This window comes from Streptomyces sp. NPDC005195, from assembly GCF_040608315.1.
Lineage (GTDB): Bacteria > Actinomycetota > Actinomycetes > Streptomycetales > Streptomycetaceae > Streptomyces > Streptomyces kaempferi.
In genome coordinates this window covers 1-2,213 of the sequence record NZ_JBEXHZ010000251.1, presented here as the reverse complement: position 1 = coordinate 2,213, position 2,213 = coordinate 1, and the positions used below count along the sequence as shown (strand labels likewise).

Below are 2,213 nucleotides of genomic sequence, written 5' to 3'. Positions count from 1 at the left end.
CGCCGTACGTGTCGATGATGATCTTGCGGCCGGTGAGGCCGGCGTCGCCCATCGGGCCGCCGATCTCGAAGCGGCCGGTCGGGTTGACCAGCAGGCGGTAGCCGTCGGTGTCCAGCTTGATGCCGTTGTCCGCCAGTGCCCGCACCTCCGGCTCCACCACGAACTCGCGGATGTCCGGGGCGAGAAGGGAGTCCAGGTCGATGTCCGCGGAGTGCTGGGAGGACACGACGACGGTGTCCAGGCGGACCGCCCGGTCGCCGTCGTACTCGATGGTGACCTGGGTCTTGCCGTCGGGGCGCAGATAGGGAATCGTCCCGTCCTTGCGGACCTGCGACAGCCGGTGCGACAGCCGGTGCGCCAGATGGATCGGCAGCGGCATCAGCTCCGGCGTCTCGTCCGTCGCGTAGCCGAACATCAGGCCCTGGTCGCCGGCGCCCTGCTGGTCGAGGTCGTCGCTCTCCCCGTTCCCGGCGCGCTTCTCGTACGCGGAGTCGACGCCCTGGGCGATGTCGGGGGACTGGGTGCCGATCGACGTGGACACTCCGCACGACAGGCCGTCGAAGCCCTTGACGGAGGAGTCGTAGCCGATCTCCAGGATCTTGTCGCGGACGAGCTGGGCGATGGGCACGTAGGCCGTGGTGGCGACCTCGCCGGCCACGTGCACCAGGCCGGTGGTGATCAGTGTTTCCACGGCCACGCGTGAGGTGGGGTCCTGGCGCAGCAGGGCGTCGAGAATGGTGTCGCTGATCTGGTCGGCGATCTTGTCGGGGTGACCCTCTGTCACGGACTCCGAAGTGAACAGGCGGTGAGACACAGCGCTCCCTTGGGTGCGGGGGCTGTCGGCGGTGAAGCCCTATGCGGCGCGGGGCGCTGACAGCGGGTGGACGGTGAAGGTGGCGGACGTGCGGGTGCGGCGGGGGAGACGGCGGGGCGTGCGGGGTGAGGCGAGGTGCTTCTCGACCCAGCCGGCCAGGATCCCGGCGGCGTGGTCGAGGGCCTCGGGCCAGGTGGTGCGGGCGTCCTCGTCGGCGCTGTCGCTGACGAACTTGACGAGGCGTACGGGGATGTTGAGGTGCTGTGCCACGGTGGCGACGGCGTACCCCTCCATGTCGACGAGGTCGGCCTCGAGGGCGAGCCGTTCACGGACGGCGGAGTCCGTGACGAAGGTGTCCCCGGTCGCCAGGGTGGGCCCGCGGCCCGCGCCGACGGTGAGGGGAGCACCGTAGACGCGGCCGCTGATCTTGTGCAGGAGGGCCGTGTCGAGGTCGTGCTGGACGACCCGGGAGATCTCGTGGAGGCCCCGCAGGCCCTCCTTCAGTGCCCCGGCCGTGCCCAGGTTGACGATCTCGCCGGGGCGCTCGCCCCGGGACAGGGTGAGGGCGAGGGCGGCCGCCGCGTTGACCTTTCCCATCCCGGTGACCAGGAGGGGGAACCGGCCGTCCAGGTGGGCGGCCTCCTGCTCCACGGCCGCGACGATCAGCGGACGGTCGGAGCGGATCTCACCGATGAGGCGAGGGCACAACGCGTGGTCGGTGACCGGGTGAAGGGACACGGCGTTTCCTGCCTTTCGCAGTCGTCAGCCCACCGGGCGTTCGGTGTCGAAGTCGTCGAGGTAGGCCCGCTTCGCGGCGGTGTCACGCGCCGATCGCAGGTAGAGCGACCAGGCACGCCGTTCGTGCCCGGTCACGTCCAGTTCGACGACGTCCTGGGCGGCGAGCTGCAGGCCGGGCTCCTGCTCGTAGGGTTTGAAGCCGCCGCCGGTGTCGGCGTAGATCGCCTGGACCAGCTCGTTGCGGTCCCGCCACACGCAGACCTGCATGAAGTGGTTGTCGCCGCAGCGGTGCAGCAGCACGTAGCCGAACTCCTTGCGGAACGCCAGCCGTCCGGCGGCCTCCTCGGCCCGCAGGAACACCCGTGCCGCCTCGCTCACGGCGGGCGTCGCGTCCTGCTCCGCGCCGCGGATGTCGTACCACTTCAGGTAGGCGCCGGGCAGCACCAGGTGCCCTCCGGGACGGCTGCGGTGCAGCGTGTGCGACCAGCCGGCGTACTCGGCGTATCCGGTGAGGTCGTCGACGATTCCTGCCGCTGCCGACACAGCGATCTCCGTTCCTGTGGGTGCGTGTACGTGCGTACGTGCGTGCGTGTGCGGGTGCGGGTGCGGGGGGCGGTCCGGTGCGGCCGCCCGGCGGGGGAGACCGGGTGGGGCCGCACCG

The 2,213-nt window shown here is 71.0% G+C and carries 3 protein-coding genes; all 3 read right to left on the bottom strand.

The window, feature by feature from the left end:
* The coding region (metK, locus tag ABZV34_RS38645) for a methionine adenosyltransferase (protein WP_356287727.1) at window positions 1-814 on the bottom strand (814 nt) is incomplete at its 3' end.
* A gap of 39 nt (window positions 815-853) precedes the next feature.
* Window positions 854-1,552, bottom strand: a complete 699-nt coding sequence (locus ABZV34_RS38640; RefSeq protein ID WP_356287724.1) for a nucleosidase — start codon at window positions 1,550-1,552, stop codon at window positions 854-856.
* Window positions 1,553-1,576: 24 nt separating this feature from the next.
* Entirely contained in the window at window positions 1,577-2,095 is a 519-nt protein-coding gene (locus tag ABZV34_RS38635) for a hypothetical protein (protein WP_356287721.1), read from the bottom strand.
* Between the last annotated feature and the right edge of the window lie 118 nt (window positions 2,096-2,213).